Origin of the sequence: Enterococcus sp. DIV1096b (genome assembly GCF_050498765.1) — a bacterium.
Classification (GTDB): domain Bacteria; phylum Bacillota; class Bacilli; order Lactobacillales; family Enterococcaceae; genus Enterococcus_D; species Enterococcus_D entomosocium.
Window position 1 is genome coordinate 587,411 of sequence record NZ_JBMHEK010000001.1, and the last position, 13,987, is coordinate 601,397.

Here is a 13,987-nt window from a genome sequence, read left to right on the forward strand (position 1 = left end):
TTAAAATAAACATAGAGGTTCAAACCTGTAAAATAATCTTATAATTTTTAAAGAAGGTGAAAGCATGGACTACCTAGAAATCGCAGGTCATTTCCAGACAACATCCTTTGATCCCCAACCGTTTGTGCAAACGACGATCGATGATCGAAAGGTAAGAGATAGACTAGTGGAGAATGTCGTTGATGGTCAAAATCATATCAATGAGTATTTTAATAGTTATTTGATCATTAAAGAAGTAGCCGTTAAAAACCCTGAGCTGATTTATGATGAATGGGAACGGATCTGGGCATTGCATACCCATAAAAACTCCTATCATCGGTGGATCGCTCATGATTTGATCAGTCAACTTTTGGTGATTGATCATGAAGACAAGTTTGAAGGGATCAAGCAAGAGTATGTACTGCTGCCTAAAGGAGAAAAAATTAGTAATTTCTTGAAGATGACTGAAAACATCCAGGAAGCCAGTCGATACAAAGACCTTCAGCAAGAGATTCAGCGTTTACTTGCGGATCAAGAATGGCTGTCCCACTTCAATGAAAAACAAGTGAAGCGTATTGAAAAAGTCCTTCAAACCCTTTTGGCTGAATGAATCAAGAAAAGCAATAAAACTTGTTTCAGAAGGAATTTTTCTACTATTTTTCTTGATTACTAGGAATAGTAGTGAGCAATGGGGAACACATTGCAATGATAGCTAACAATTATTTGCATGTATCGAATGCAAAATCTCCCTTAAGTCCTTGTAAGAAGCTAAGTGAAACTTTATACTAGAATGTAATACTTATTCAAAAAAAGGACAAATAAAATGAGGACATGAGCTTTTATGAAGAAATATTGTAAGGATAATGTGCTGGAAGCGGCGATGACGCGCCTGGAATATATTTTTGATACCTTTCCCCATGTTTATTTCTCTTTCAGTGGTGGAAAAGATAGCGGTGCCATGATTCAGTTGGCTGACCAAGTCGCCCGACAAAAAAAGAAAACTTTTGATCTGCTGATTTTAGATATCGAGGCAAATTATGATGCTACGAGAACGTTCATGGAAAAAATCAAAGCGTTACCAACTATCAATCAAACCTTTCACTTCTGTTTGCCCTTTTATGAGGACAACAACACTAGCGTATTTCAGCCACAATGGCTGATGTGGGATGAACAAGAACGTGAGAAGTGGGTACAGATGATGCCAAAAGATGCGATTTCACTTGCTGATTTAGATGAATCATTGATGGAAATCTATCAGAGTGCAAATATGAATCCAGATAAGTTCTTACGAAACTTTGCTCACTGGTACGCAAACTATCATCAGTGTGAACCCGTTGCTTGTGGCGTTGGCATCCGAACACAGGAAAGTCTATACCGATATCGGTCGATAACTTCGCCAAAGTATAACTTTCGGAAGCAATGCTGGATCAAACGGCAAGTAGCAGATTCCATGGTCGTCAATTTTTACCCCATCTATGATTGGAAGACAGAAGATGTCTGGGGCGCCTATGCCCATTTTGACTGGCCGATCAATGGCTTTTATGAAAAATTATATGATCATGGCGTTCCGATTCATCAAATGCGAATCTGTCAGCCTTATGGTATGCAGCAACGAAAAGGCTTATATCAATATGCTCTGGTGGAACCGGAAACGTGGGAACGGGTCGTCAACCGCGTGTCAGGAGCCAATTTTGGTCGATTGTATGCCCAGACGGGATTATTGGCGCATTACAATACGAGAAAGCCAAGTCATATGACTTGGCAAGAGTATGCGGTCTTTTTACTGGAATCAATTGGACTTTATTCAAAGAAATTACAGGACCATTATTACCGCAAAATCACGATCTTGATTGATCATTATCGAGAAAAGCACGGAATCGAAGTGGAAGACATTCCCGATGTGACCAAACGTAAGGAGTGGCTGAAAAACGAAGTGCTCTGGCATGACTGGAAAGGGATCGCTCGTGCGTTAGAAAAAAATGATTTTTCTTTGAGCACGCGACAATACAGTCTGACGAAAAAAGATGAGACGGAATTGTATGAGTTGGCGGTCGATTTTGGGGCGGCGTTGGGAATCGAGCATTTACCCAAGTATCAGTTAAAAAAATTGAATGCCAAATATGAGTATTTAACGAAAAAAATCACCTGACGATGGACGAATGTGTCCCTAGAGAGGAAGGGTTTTGTGAACGAACGATTGGTTTTATTTTTTCCACCGTATAAGAAAAGCCAATTCTATCAATTGATGGGGGCTTTTTTTGCGGAACGGGTGTATCAGCAGCAATTTCCGTACTTAGTCAATGATGAGAACTGCTACTGGTATGTGATTCTTGATGACGAAAAACGGGTGACCGCTTTTTCTTATTATGAAAAAGGCGTCAATAAAGTTGAGCTAGGGGAATTTTATGAAAAAGATCCAACTGCTCAATTTAAAAAGTTTCTTTTACGGAAAATGTTGGTGGATATCAGCCGCAACTACCCAGAAGCAGAGATTCTCGCTTCTAGTAACCAGCCTAGTGAAATTGCACTTTTGGAGTCAAAAGGGTTTGCGGTCTATCGACAAACAAAAAATTATTCATTTCTAAAAAGGAGTGTAGTACCTCATGAGCGATATCGATTTTCCAGTGTTAGCGGCGAAGCTGATCCCAGTCAGCAAGATTCACGCGAATACGTATAATCCCAACACCGTGGCTGCTCCAGAGATGGATTTGCTGGAACTGTCGATTCGGGAAGATGGCTTTACGCAGCCACTGGTTTGTTACCACGATAAGGAGCAGGACAAGTATATTTTGATCGATGGGTTTCATCGGTATGTCGTAGCAAAAGACCGCCTGGCGTTGCCAAGCGTTCCGGTCACAGTGATCGATAAGCCTTTTGAGAATCGCATCGCTTCAACGATTCGCCACAATCGAGCACGTGGTACCCATGGCATCGAGAAGATGGGAAACATCGTGCAGCAGTTGGTCGCTAACGAGTGGTCGGATGAACGAATTGCCAAGGAATTGGGGATGGACCGCGAAGAGGTCTTTCGCTTTAAGCAGCGCTCAGGCTTAAAAAGTGCCTTTTCCAACCATGAATTCAGCAAATCTTGGATTGAGTTTGAAAAAAGATATTACAAAGGCAAAAAAGAGACCTGAGAGGTTGAAAAAACTATCTAAAAAAGCTATCTATTAGAAGACAGCGATTCGTTAATAATTCTTTTTAAATTTTGAATAGGTGTTTTTTACAACGATAACGATCAGATTGATCACCATCGACAAACAAAGCGTCCCTAAGAGAATGGCCAGGATCACACCTAATGTGTCTCTTAGAAAGCTGAAGATCGCTTCAATGATAAACATAGTTTTTCCTCCTTTTCTCATCGTCTATTTTTTCTGACAATTGCAAAAATAGGCTCCTTGAGCAATAACTGCCTGCTACTAAAAACATGATCGAACGGTTTTCAAGTCCAGCCTTTTTTGGTGATTGTTCTTTTCCAAAGTAGAGTATACATTGGAAAGGATGAAAGAACGTTTCTATTTTTTATAATCGGTAAAAAATTCTGAAATATAAAGAACAACAGTGGCTTTTTTATCTCCTGCGGATAGCATGAATAATCGTACCAGTTTGCATAAAAAAAGTAAAATGATAACAAAAAGTGAGTGGCGAAACAAGAGGTAATCATCTGATTGAATAATAATAAGCGAAATGAAAAGCTATGCTGCACAACGTCTGTAGAACAGAAAGAGGTTGTGCGGCTATTTGTTTTCACGCTGCTTCTTTGCTGCTAGAATAAATACTATCATTTTTTTTTGAAGAATAACTGCATAAAAATCGATCGTGATCAAACTGATTTTATAACAATTACAGTAAGCGCATTTTTAACTCAAAGACAAACTTTTTTGTAATATTCGGGAAAAGTGTCAATGGTTGCTTTGACAGTAAGCCAATCGTCATGCGGAGATTCGGTAAAGGCAGTGATAAAATTTTTACTTGAGCGCATGTTTGATCAATGATCGAACGCGGGACTAGACCGCAGAAGCCTGTTTGTTCAATCAAATAAGGAATCGTCGTGCTGCTGCTGACATATTCCCATTGGAGCGAAGGTACACACTGGTCAAGGTAGCCCTCGATATTTCTAAGTGCAGGACAGTCACCGCCGGAACTGTATAGATGGATTCCTGTAAGGTCGGCTAATTCCTTAATGATCAATGGGTTCGTGATCGAAGTGATGCAGCAGATTTCTTCTTGTAAAAGTTCTTCATAGACAAAGGAATCTTCGTGAGGAAGTGAGCATAACGCAAAATCAATACGATTTTCTTTTAATGCATCGGCTAATGCCAGCGTGGATCCCACCATGATCTCGAATTTTATTTTTGGGTATTGGTGGGAAAATACATGGAGAAGCTCCGGTAAAATCAACATGTCATAAGGGGGGACGATGCCCATCCGTAAAGAATATTCGACTGTGTTCGAAGCATTGAGCAACTGTTCTTTGACCTCCTCCCACTGAGCGATCAGACCAGGAACCGCCTGTTTCAACAATTCACCTTCCAACGTGAGTACATTGCTTTTTCCTTCCAAAAATAACGCTACTTCTAACTCTTCTTCTAACTTTTTGATATGGTTCGTAACCGTCGATTGGGCATAGTTTAATTTAGCAGCAGCTTTCGTAAACGTACCTTCTTCAACGATCGTTTTAAAGGAGTGCAGCTCTTTGATAAAATCCACATTGGTCCCCCTCTCTTTTTACCTATTATACAAAAAAGGAGCGGGGAGAAGATTTCTTTTTTTTCTAGTAAATAAAAAAAATAGATACAAAAGTTATTTAAAACATGCAGTCTGTTTTGATCGTATGTTTCTTTGCTTTTAAAATAACGCTTTTCACATTTGGGGCTAAGAGTAGCTGCTAAAATTTCTATCATAAAAAATACACCAAACATCCCAACTTTTCAGGTATTACGAGCAGCACACGAAAACAAGACAATGAATTTTTACGCTGCGCTTGAAAAGAAAAGCGTTTGTTAGGAGAGGAATCTTGAAAAAAGGTCTGATTTTTTTCGGATGTGAAAAAAATAGACACGCTAAGAGAAAAGAAAAATGGATACTTAGGAAAGGACTAAAATAGCAAACCATGCAATGAAAAAACTGACGGCGCTTCCTTCAAGAAGGCCGACAGTTGCCTTAGGTCAATGAATCGGTGTGATTCTTGGCTGAATCAGCTGTTCAATCGTTTTGTGGATGATCGTCCAGTCCGAAAGGGTAGGAACATTGGAAATTCGTAGTTGCTGAAATTTGGGGTTACTTTTCAGATGCAAGTCAAAATTGCTAACGATCAAATCAATTTCTCGATGGATCAATTCTTGTTCATCAGGAGCCACTTCAAAAAAATAACTGATTTCTGTATGGTCATTTTTGAATAGCTCTGTTGATGCGGCTAAAAAGGCATCTAATCCAGCACCACCTTGAAAAGCAAAGGCCACTTTGAGATGTTTTTTCAACTGATTGCTAGAAGAAAGTTCGCTTAACAAGGTCAACGTAACTGCGACATGCTCTAAGTGAGTAAACGAAAAGAAACGACTTTGTTCATTAAACTGTTTCAACCATTTATTCCAAGCAAGGTAGTCCGTCTTGAATGTCGCTTCAACAAAGGTTTTGATCTGGGGATCGGCAAATTCGTAATTCGCAGAAATCATCGTTAACAAGCGGAGATTTACGAGATATGCGATGATTTTGTGTGATGCTGCAGGAAGGATAGCTATTCCAGGTTTCTTTAAAAAGGCAGCAACTTCTGCGAGAATTTCTGGTTTCTCTGTATGATGAAAAATGTAATCCGCTTCGCTTTCCCCATTAATATCCATCGTACTATACGAAATGCAGTGGAGAGCATTGAGGAAGATCCAAAGGAGTTCTTGTTGCGGCAAGTGGATGATCCGGTATTTTTTCAAATAATGTTCGTTTAATATTTTTGAGAAAACAGCGAAGCGTTCTTTCTCTAATAGATTGCGTTCTAAAGACGGTGGCAATGTCAAAAAGTAAGAATAGCGCCACCTACGCTTGGCAATACTTAGCCATAGGGCAAGTCGATAATGACTGTAATGCAAATCTTTTTTGTTGGCTTCTTTTGCTTTTTGGACCAGAAGACGCGCATCTGCAGGGCTGTCTTTATCTAAGATCGTGCTATCGCCATAAGCGGAGAAAAAGACAAACAGACAAAAGCGAATATCGGCTTCGGTACCGATAAAATCAAGATGATTCGTTGCGATGGTCACAGAATAGGTTTGTAAAGATTTGTTCATATAACTGATCGTTCGCAACAGATGACTGCGGGAATAGCCAAATTCGATCGTTGCTCGGTGAATAGAGTATTTTTTATTATCAATGATACTAGACATGATTTTAAACTCCAACGTTTCCATGCCCAAAAGCTGAATGGCAGAATTGATTGAAGCATTTGGTGCATACTCAATCGAAACGATGTTGGATCCAGAAAGTTTGATCTTGACCAGATCTTTCGGCAAACTGTCGCTTAAAATACTTAATTCTTTAGAGACTGTAGGCAAGGAAAGTCCCAATAATGTCGCCAACTCTTGCGGGTGATATCCTGCGGGTGCTGCATTTAGCACTTGCAGAATTTTTACTTGACGAGAAAATGCCTTATCTCGATGTAAGTTGATGGATAAATTTTCTAACATTGATGTCACCACCTCTTTCAAGACCCTGTGGGAGCGATCAGCGATCGAATATAAAAACCATTCGTTTTAAGCAAATTATATAATACTCTGGGCCATTCAAGAAGTCTTATCCCTTGAAAATTGAAGGAATTCATGTTAAAGATGCGGCGCCCACATATTTTTGCGAAGGACAGTCATTTAAGGGAGTTATTTTATAGAAAACACCCCTGCCAGTTGCAGTCAACCAAAATTTGGACAGATTGGAACGGAAGTAAGTGTGAATAAAGTTTGGAAAAAGAAAAAGGAGAAAAAGTAAAAATGAAAAAACGCGTAGTTATAATTAAGAGCGGTTTAATAGGGATGCTGATTTTAGGGACAACCTTTCCAAGCACATGGCCGATCGCTCAGGCAACAGAAAGACAACAAACAGAGCAGCAAACACCATTCATAGACTCATCGGTTCCCTTGCTGGCAGATTCAACAGGAAGCATGAACACAGGAGAAAAGACAGATACCCAAGAAGGAAATGCTGACGTCATATCTTCTGAAACAACCGAAAGTGAAGTGGTGACCACCACTTCAAACTCAGAAACAAATCAATCTAACGCAGCTGATGCTGCAGAAAAAACTCAAATTTCAGTTACTGCCCCATCTGCTGAAACCAATGTAGAATCTACGAATAGTCAACCTCTCGCTGCAGAATCAACGAAGAGTATCGAGAGTTTCAACTACGATCTGACTGTAGAATATGATCCGATCAAGTATAAAGCACTGGTTTTGGATTTGCCAATCCCGGAAAAATACGCACACCAAACACTATACCAAGACCCGCAGCTGACAGAAGATTTTTATGTCTACAAAACGGATAAGGTATACATGCTGGTGGGACTATGGCATACAAGTGAAGTGACTGGTACCAATCAATTAAATATATCTTGGACAAGCTTCACAGGTTTTACGATCAACTACTACGGTTTAACAGCGGTTTTAGAATATACCGACGCTAACGGTAACCTTTTGTTTACAGCAACATATAATATTCGCTTTACAAATAGCCATCTGACCATTAAATATGTGGATGAGACTGGTATGGAAATCTATCCTTCCCAAACGATCAATGATAGTACCAATGAGCCTTATGATGTCTCTACAAGTGCGTTTATTCCACAAATTCCGGGGTACATCCTTGATACCAGTCAACTGCCAACGAATGCAAAAGGTGTTCTTCCTCGTGGCGAAGTAACGGTGACGTACGTCTATCAAAAAGCACCGACTGGCTATACCGATCTGACCGTGAAAGATACCACGATTTATGAACAAGATACATGGACAGCGGCGGATAATTTTGAGCAAGCTATTTCAAAAGAAGGCAAAACTTTGACTTATGAGGAATTTATTGCTGAGGGTGGTCGTGTTTCCGGACAAGTAGATACTAACAAAGCCGCTACGTATAAAATCAGTTATCAATTGAATCATGTGAGTAAAGAAGCAACGATACTCGTAAAACCACGATTCACTGCGATTAAGGTTCATGATTCTTCGATATACGTCGGCGATGACTGGGCCGCAGAAGATAACTTTGATCAAGCCGTAGATCGGGATAACAACCCAGTTTCGTTTGCGGATGTGAACGTTGAAGGAAGCGTAGATACTAAAAAATCGGGGTCCTATGAGGTAGTTTATCGTTATGATGGAGTAGCATCAAAAGCTGTGATCACCGTCAAAGCCGACCAAACCAAGGTGACTGCCCATGACAGCGAGTTGTACACAGGGGATAACTGGACAGCTAAGGATAATTTCGATAATGCAACAGATAGAGACGGTTCATCTGTTGATTTTGGGGATATCACTGTCACGGGAACTGTCGATACAACGCAAGCAGGCAAGTACGAGGTCACTTACAGCTATCACGGCGTAGAAAGCAAAGCCACTATCACCGTCAAAGCCAACCAAACGGCAGTCAAAGTCCACGATAGTGAGTTGTATACAGGGGATAACTGGACAGCTAAGGATAATTTCGATAATGCAACAGATAGAGACGGTTCATCTGTTGATTTTGGGGATATCACTGTCACAGGGATTGTCGATACAACGAAAGCAGGCAAATATGAAGTCATTTACGGCTATCAAGGCGTAGAAAGTAAAGCCCTTATCACCGTCAAAGCCGATCAAACTACAGTCAAAGTCCACGATAGTGAGTTGTACACAGGGGGAAACTGGACAGGCAAAGACAACTTCGATAGCGCAACAGATCGGGATGGTAAACCTGTTGATTTTGAGGATATCAATGCCACGGGAACTGTCGATACAACGAAAGCTGGCAAGTACGAGGTCACTTACAGCTATCACGGAATAGAAAGCAAAGCCCTTATTACCGTCAAGGCGGATCAAACGTCCCTGAACGTTCACGATTCAACGATGGATCAAGGTGATGAATGGCAGCCAGAAACAAACTTTGATTCTGCCACTGATCGTGATGGCGAAGAAGTAGCGTACTCAGAAGTAGAAGTTCAGGGCAAAGTGAACACCGATAAAATTGGTCAATACATGGTTTCCTACCAATACGGAGCAGTGACCGCCCGTGCTGTCATTACTGTACAAGCAAAAGTCAGCCAAGCGCCTAACGAAACACCACCAACCGAAGCACCAGAAACGGATCTTCCAGAAGAGGAGTGTCCTGAGACAGAAATACCTGAGACGGAAGAATCTAATTCAGCGACTGAAGAGCCAATACAGTCGGGACCTGAGACCGGGGAATCAGAAACAGCGGGTGTGGGAAAAAATGAAAATGGTCCATCAGAACAATCAAATGAACTCTCAGCTACCGGCCGCAAACCACCACTGAAAGAAAGTACTCAACAGCTAAGCAACTGCCGAAAACAGGAGAAATAAGTAGTGTCTTCCTAAGCGTTACCGGGATTGTATTCTTAATCGGTGGGGTGATCCTTTTTTATCGAAAAAAATCACAGAAAAAATAGCAGTTGGATCAACAAAACAACTTGCTAAATTAGAACTAGATAAAAGTGTAATCCAAATGGCTACTGAATTTTAACTTGTTCATTTATCTGCTATGATAGTTTTCTAATAAAGGGATTGTTGAAAAGTATTTTCAACACGCATTTGGGTAAATAGTTTAGAGGAATGACAACTTCGATAGTAAAGCATATTAAAGGAATAGAGTGACAGCAGATAAAGGTGCTGTTACGCTATTCCTTATTTGTTAGTAACAAATGATTCAGGATACAAAATTGGCAATATTCGTTTTGCGATAGCTGTTTGGTGAAACGCCTACCCAATTTTTGAATTGTCGACTAAAGTGTGCGGGGTGCGAATAGCCAAGTCTTTCCGAGATACTTTCTATCGTAATATCAGGGATAGTTAACAGTCGTTTGGCTTCTTTTAATTTAAGTGAGTCCAAATAATTTTTTGGTGAAATACCGTAAATTTTTTTAAAAGCTTCAAGACCATAACTTGGAGACACATTCGCTTCAGCATAAATTTTTTTAATCAAGATATCGATCTTTTCAGTATTTTTTCTTTCAAAAAAGTGATGAAAATTGTGATTGATAACTTCTGCAATACTTCTAGCGATACTAAGCGTTTGAATGTTGGTATTTTTTTTAGGATCCAGTTCAGTGAATCTTATAAGTTCAAAAATCAGTTTTGTTAAAATTTGAATGGTTAAGATTTTATCAGAAAGTGAAAAACTAGGTGCTTTATCATAGAGATCGATCCATTCATTGATGATTACTTGGAGTGTAGTGTTCTCAGCTGTGTGTTTTTCGAAGATCAAGGGAATATTCTTCATTAGTACATAGCGTAAAACGGGTTCATCGATATCGAAATGTGCGGTAAAGTAGCGTAAGCCATTTTCTGAGTAACAGGCATTTAAGTGGAGCATACCCGGAGGGATAATCAAGATATCTCCTGCATCCAATAAATACTCCTTTTGGTTGATCGTGGTTTTCTGCTTCCCAGATAAAATAAGTAGGATTTCAAAAGCATTATGAGAGTCTAAGTAGCTAGTCCAGCCATAAGGAACTTTTTATGTATGTGCCGAAAAGAAACGGACACTAGTATCTAAATTCGGTAGAAACGTTAGATGATTATATAAGCTCTTTTTCATAGTTTGATCTCCGTGGTTTTTGGTAAGTTTAACGTGGTAAAAACCATTTCTAAATTTATTAATAAAAGTATACTTTAGATAGGAACTGAATGAAAGCGTTTTCAAAAAAGGGGATGATTTTATGATTCAAAATCCAATATTAAAAGGCTTTAACCCAGATCCATCAATTTGTAAAAGGGGGGATACTTATTATATTGCCACATCGACATTCGAGTGGTTTCCCGGTGTACAGATATGCGAGTCGAAAGATTTAAAGAACTGGCGTTTACTTGTTCGTCCGTTAAATAGAATAAGTCAGCTGGATATGGTTGGTGTTCCAGATAGTGGTGGCGTCTGGGCTCCTTGTTTGACATACGCAGACGGAAAATTTTGGTTGGTGTATTCAATTATGCGTGAACACCGTGCCTTTAAAGATGTCCGCAACTATTTAGTAACCGCTGATGATATAGAAGGTCCATGGAGTGAACCAATCTTTCTAAATGCGAGTGGTTTTGATCCGTCGCTTTTCCACGATGATGACGGGAAAAAGTATCTATTGAATATGATCTATGATTTTAGAAATGATCATCCTTGGAATTACGGAATCGCTATTCAGGAATTTGATGAGGGGAAAGAACAATTGGTAGGAAAACCAGAAATTATTTTTAAAGGAACCCATTTAGAGAAAACAGAGGGGCCACATATTTATTTTATCAATGGTTATTATTATCTTTTCACAGCGGAGGGAGGATCCCAGTGGGGGCATTCAGTTACTGTGGCCCGCTCGATATCATTGTATGGACCGTATGAAGTACACCCTGATAATCCTATCCTGACCGCTTGGTATTCTCCCGAAAATGATTTGCAAAAAACGGGACATGCGTCATTAATTAAAACGGATAGTGAGGAATGGTATATCGCATACTTAGCAAGCCGTCCAATTAAACGAAAAGGAAAAGGCTTATTTGAAGAAAGAGGATTTTGTACCTTAGGGCGTGAATCGGCATTAGCAAAAATTGAATGGACAGTAGACGATTGGCCGATCGTGACTGGTGGAAAAGTTGCGCAAAAGTACGTACCCACACCAAACCTACTAGAGCACCCTTGGTCCAGTACACCTAAAAAGAATTATTTCGCTTCGGGGATTCCTTCCGAGTTTCAAACCCTAAGAATTCCGTTTAGCCAAAAAATGGGACAGATAACAAAGAAAGGATTGGTTTTATACGGACAGGAATCCTTGTATTCAGTTTTCGAACAATCCTTACTTGCCCGTAGATTTGAATCTGTAAATTTTATAGCTGAAATAGCGGTTGATTTTTCCCCTTCGTATTTTCAACAAAGTGCTGGTTTGGTCTGTTACTACAACAGTAAGAATTGGACCTCGCTACAGGTTACGGCTAACGAGCAATTAGGGAAAGTTTTGACAATTTTAAAATGTGAAGGAGCAAAACTTAGTTGGCCCTTGAGAGATCCAATCGTTCTCACTGAAGAAGGGAATGTGTATCTGAGAGTTAAGGTCAATGCTCGTTTTTATCAGTTTTTTTATTCATTGGATGGGAAGAATTGGAAAGAACTTTCTTTCATGTTTGATACTTACAAACTTTCAGATGATTACATTGCAAAACCATTCTTGGGACCTACAGGAAGTGCATTTACGGGTGCTTTTGTAGGCGTTCACTGCAATGATTTAACAGGGATGAGGCAAGAAGCTACTTTTGAATATTTTAGTTATCAAGATATAGCGGAAGACGAAGTCACTAAAAATTAAGGATAGAGGAGAATAAGATGAATAGGACAAATATGGTGTCAAGTGCTGGGATCCGGGTAAAACTGCAAAAAATGGGCTCATTTTTAAGCGGTATGATCATGCCGAACATACTAGCTTTTATAGCTTGGGGACTATTAGCGGCATTGTTTATTCCCACAGGTTGGCTTCCTAATGAAAAATTTAATGAAATCGTGCCACCTACGCTAAACTATTTGCTACCATTGCTAGTAGCGTATACAGGTGGGAAACAAGTGTATGGCACTCGAGGGGCAGTAGTAGCTTCAATGGTGACTATGGGGTTGATCGTAGGTGCTGATGTTACGATGTTTTTAGGCGCAATGATAGTAGGACCGAGTGCTGCCTGGGGGATGAAAAAAATCGATTCCATTTATGAAGAAAAGGTAAAAACTGGGTTTGAAATGCTTGTTAAAAACTTTAGTGGGGGCATTTATGCTGCTATTTTGACAGTTATTGGCTATGTATTAGTAGGTCCAATATTCAATACATTGAACTATATGATGACTGATGCAGTCAATGTACTTGTTGAAAACCATCTTTTGCCCTTAGTAAGCATCTTTATGGAGCCAGCAAAAGTCTTGTTTTTGAACAATGCCATTAACTTTGGTGTTTTTGCACCAATCGGTTTAGAGCAAGTAGCTGAAAATGGTCGTTCCATGATGTTTGCAATTGATAATCCAGGTGTTGGGCTAGGTATTTTGTTATCATATATGGTTTTTGGAAAAGGAACAGCTAAGAAAACCGCTCCTGGGGCCATCGTTATCCATTTTTTTGGAGGAATAGCAGAAATTTTCTTTCCTTATGTACTGATGAATCCGTTATTGCTGATTCCAGCTATATTAGGAGGAATGAGTGGCGTTGCAACACTAATGATTACTGGAGCAGGAATGATTTCCCCAGCTTCGCCCGGCTCTATCTTTGCCTTCATGGCTGTGACTCCTCGGGGGAGCCACTTTGGTATTTTATTGGCAATCACTGTTGCAACTGCGGTCACATTTATTGGTGCTTCCCTTGTTCATAAATTAACAAATCGAACGTCGGATAAGAACAATGAAGAATTTCTCCTAGCAGAAGAAAAGACCAAGGAAATGAAGCGAAAAGGGAAAATTAGCAAAGATTTTTCAATTAAAAAAATTATATTTGCTTGTGATGCAGGAATGGGCTCTTCAGCAATGGGGGCAGCGATTGTTAGAAAAAAAGTTCAAGAACTAGGTTATGATATTGAGGTTACAAATGTTGCTATTCGTGATTTATCAGCAGATGAAACGTCATTAGTGATTACTCAAAAAGAGCTTCAAGAAAGAGCAAAAAAAGCTGCACCGTCTGCGCATTTTCAGTCAGTAGATGAGTTTTTGAATAGCGAGCGATACGATGAGATTCTCGCTGATTTAAGACAATCATCATCTTTGGACTAACTAATGTGAAAGCCTATGATCATAACGATAAAGAGTACGATCATTTAAC

12 protein-coding genes and 1 pseudogene are annotated in these 13,987 nt (G+C 39.7%); 8 read left to right on the forward strand and 5 right to left on the reverse strand.

Going from position 1 to position 13,987, the window contains the following annotated elements:
• The first annotated feature begins 64 nt into the window (after nt 1-64).
• The 4 genes from IGJ17_RS02725 to IGJ17_RS02740 all read left to right on the forward strand — a co-directional run bounded on the left by IGJ17_RS02725 (nt 65) and on the right by IGJ17_RS02740 (nt 3,116).
• Nucleotides 65-589: a hypothetical protein gene (locus IGJ17_RS02725; RefSeq protein ID WP_422705405.1), complete on the forward strand. Its 525-nt coding sequence runs from the start codon at nt 65-67 to the stop codon at nt 587-589.
• 231 nt (nt 590-820) lie between these two features.
• Nucleotides 821-2,128, forward strand: coding sequence for a DUF3440 domain-containing protein (locus IGJ17_RS02730; protein ID WP_008377955.1), 1,308 nt, complete (start codon nt 821-823; stop codon nt 2,126-2,128).
• Nucleotides 2,129-2,164: 36 nt separating this feature from the next.
• Nucleotides 2,165-2,656: a hypothetical protein gene (locus tag IGJ17_RS02735; protein WP_050790962.1), complete on the forward strand. Its 492-nt coding sequence runs from the start codon at nt 2,165-2,167 to the stop codon at nt 2,654-2,656.
• Nucleotides 2,583-3,116 (forward strand): IbrB-like domain-containing protein, encoded by a 534-nt coding sequence (locus IGJ17_RS02740; protein ID WP_034871891.1) that lies wholly within the window; start codon nt 2,583-2,585, stop codon nt 3,114-3,116. Before IGJ17_RS02735 ends, IGJ17_RS02740 begins: the two co-directional genes overlap by 74 nt.
• Before the next feature lie 51 nt (nt 3,117-3,167).
• On the opposite strand, the gene IGJ17_RS02745 is transcribed toward IGJ17_RS02740, so the two are convergent.
• The 3 genes from IGJ17_RS02745 to IGJ17_RS02755 all read right to left on the reverse strand — a co-directional run bounded on the left by IGJ17_RS02745 (nt 3,168) and on the right by IGJ17_RS02755 (nt 6,653).
• Nucleotides 3,168-3,320 (reverse strand): hypothetical protein, encoded by a 153-nt coding sequence (locus IGJ17_RS02745; RefSeq protein WP_008377957.1) that lies wholly within the window; start codon nt 3,318-3,320, stop codon nt 3,168-3,170.
• Between the two features lie 502 nt (nt 3,321-3,822).
• Nucleotides 3,823-4,689, reverse strand: coding sequence for a LysR family transcriptional regulator (locus tag IGJ17_RS02750; protein WP_008377960.1), 867 nt, complete (start codon nt 4,687-4,689; stop codon nt 3,823-3,825).
• Nucleotides 4,690-5,147: 458 nt separating this feature from the next.
• The gene (locus IGJ17_RS02755) at nt 5,148-6,653 is read right to left on the reverse strand and encodes a helix-turn-helix domain-containing protein (RefSeq protein WP_016611300.1); all 1,506 of its coding nucleotides are present in this window, start codon (nt 6,651-6,653) and stop codon (nt 5,148-5,150) included.
• A gap of 297 nt (nt 6,654-6,950) precedes the next feature.
• On the opposite strand from IGJ17_RS02755, the gene IGJ17_RS02760 reads away from it, so the two are divergent.
• Complete coding sequence (locus IGJ17_RS02760; protein ID WP_422705404.1) at nt 6,951-9,524, forward strand: bacterial Ig-like domain-containing protein; 2,574 nt, start codon at nt 6,951-6,953, stop codon at nt 9,522-9,524.
• Nucleotides 9,521-9,610, forward strand: coding sequence for an LPXTG cell wall anchor domain-containing protein (locus tag IGJ17_RS02765; protein ID WP_258185873.1), 90 nt, complete (start codon nt 9,521-9,523; stop codon nt 9,608-9,610). Before IGJ17_RS02760 ends, IGJ17_RS02765 begins: the two co-directional genes overlap by 4 nt.
• A 257-nt stretch (nt 9,611-9,867) precedes the next feature.
• On the opposite strand, the gene IGJ17_RS02770 is transcribed toward IGJ17_RS02765, so the two are convergent.
• Both IGJ17_RS02770 and IGJ17_RS02775 read right to left on the reverse strand, forming a co-directional pair.
• Nucleotides 9,868-10,440: a helix-turn-helix domain-containing protein gene (locus IGJ17_RS02770; RefSeq protein WP_258185872.1), complete on the reverse strand. Its 573-nt coding sequence runs from the start codon at nt 10,438-10,440 to the stop codon at nt 9,868-9,870.
• Between the two features lie 36 nt (nt 10,441-10,476).
• Nucleotides 10,477-10,632 (reverse strand): annotated as a pseudogene (locus tag IGJ17_RS02775) (AraC family ligand binding domain-containing protein); the annotation flags it as partial.
• A 247-nt stretch (nt 10,633-10,879) separates the two neighbouring features.
• On the opposite strand from IGJ17_RS02775, the gene IGJ17_RS02780 reads away from it, so the two are divergent.
• Both IGJ17_RS02780 and IGJ17_RS02785 read left to right on the forward strand, forming a co-directional pair.
• On the forward strand, nt 10,880-12,505 hold the full coding sequence (locus tag IGJ17_RS02780; protein ID WP_422705403.1) for a glycoside hydrolase family 43 protein: 1,626 nt from the start codon (nt 10,880-10,882) through the stop codon (nt 12,503-12,505).
• Between the two features lie 32 nt (nt 12,506-12,537).
• Nucleotides 12,538-13,938, forward strand: a complete 1,401-nt coding sequence (locus IGJ17_RS02785; protein ID WP_422706598.1) for a PTS mannitol transporter subunit IICB — start codon at nt 12,538-12,540, stop codon at nt 13,936-13,938.
• Nucleotides 13,939-13,987 lie beyond the last annotated feature (49 nt).

Bases quoted from the DNA above. Each gene is read 5' to 3' on its own strand.
- IGJ17_RS02760 (WP_422705404.1), top strand. From the start codon at position 6,951: ATGAAAAAACGCGTAGTTATAATTAAGAGCGGTTTAATAGGGATGCTG.
- IGJ17_RS02785 (WP_422706598.1), top strand. From the start codon at position 12,538: ATGGTGTCAAGTGCTGGGATCCGGGTAAAACTGCAAAAAATGGGCTCA.
- IGJ17_RS02780 (WP_422705403.1), top strand. From the start codon at position 10,880: ATGATTCAAAATCCAATATTAAAAGGCTTTAACCCAGATCCATCAATT.
- IGJ17_RS02740 (WP_034871891.1), top strand. From the start codon at position 2,583: ATGAGCGATATCGATTTTCCAGTGTTAGCGGCGAAGCTGATCCCAGTC.
- IGJ17_RS02725 (WP_422705405.1), top strand. From the start codon at position 65: ATGGACTACCTAGAAATCGCAGGTCATTTCCAGACAACATCCTTTGAT.
- IGJ17_RS02745 (WP_008377957.1), bottom strand. From the start codon at position 3,320: ATGTTTATCATTGAAGCGATCTTCAGCTTTCTAAGAGACACATTAGGT.
- IGJ17_RS02770 (WP_258185872.1), bottom strand. From the start codon at position 10,440: ATGAAGAATATTCCCTTGATCTTCGAAAAACACACAGCTGAGAACACT.
- IGJ17_RS02730 (WP_008377955.1), top strand. From the start codon at position 821: ATGAAGAAATATTGTAAGGATAATGTGCTGGAAGCGGCGATGACGCGC.
- IGJ17_RS02755 (WP_016611300.1), bottom strand. From the start codon at position 6,653: ATGTTAGAAAATTTATCCATCAACTTACATCGAGATAAGGCATTTTCT.